The organism is Lyngbya sp. CCY1209, assembly GCF_055795065.1.
Window position 1 is genome coordinate 1 of sequence record NZ_JAYFER010000265.1, and the last position, 494, is coordinate 494.

Consider the following 494-nt stretch of genomic DNA (forward strand, 5'->3'; position numbering starts at 1 on the left):
GAGTTTTTTCGCCCTGGGGTGAGGGATGCCGGTTGGAGGGATTTCAAGATCTCCCTCACCGCGATCGCGATCGCCCTTTTCTGCCTCGGATTCTGGCTGGGGACCGGCGATCTGAAAATCCCCCCCCTCTCCCTCACCGTAGACTTTGCCCACCCCGACAGAGGCGACGGGCGCCGGTGAACGGACGCGCCCGCCCCGTCGGATATTGACCCACAACAGCCATGAGTAACAACAACAGCAACAGCGACTACACCCGCAATCTGATCGCGTCCATCCTGGTCCTGATCTTGACCGTGATGGCCGTCAGCAACGACTTAGAGCGCGAACACGCCCAACGGGAAGTTTCCCGTCTGCGGGGATTCATTGAAGCCCTCGCCGCCATGCGCTACCGCTAAACTTAACCGCCGTGGGAGGGCGACCGCCCGTTATCACCACGGCCATTCACCCATTACTCAGGAGTATTTACCCATGATTGGATTTGTCAGAGGCGACGA

At 59.5% G+C, this 494-nt stretch carries 2 protein-coding genes; both read left to right on the plus strand.

The window, feature by feature from the left end:
- Window positions 1–180: hypothetical protein (locus AC0QHF_RS07555; protein ID WP_324703589.1), on the plus strand; the 180-nt coding region annotated here is incomplete at its 5' end.
- A 41-nt stretch (window positions 181–221) separates the two neighbouring features.
- Complete coding sequence (locus tag AC0QHF_RS07560) at window positions 222–395, plus strand: hypothetical protein (RefSeq protein WP_324703590.1); 174 nt, start codon at window positions 222–224, stop codon at window positions 393–395.
- Window positions 396–494: the final 99 nt, after the last annotated feature.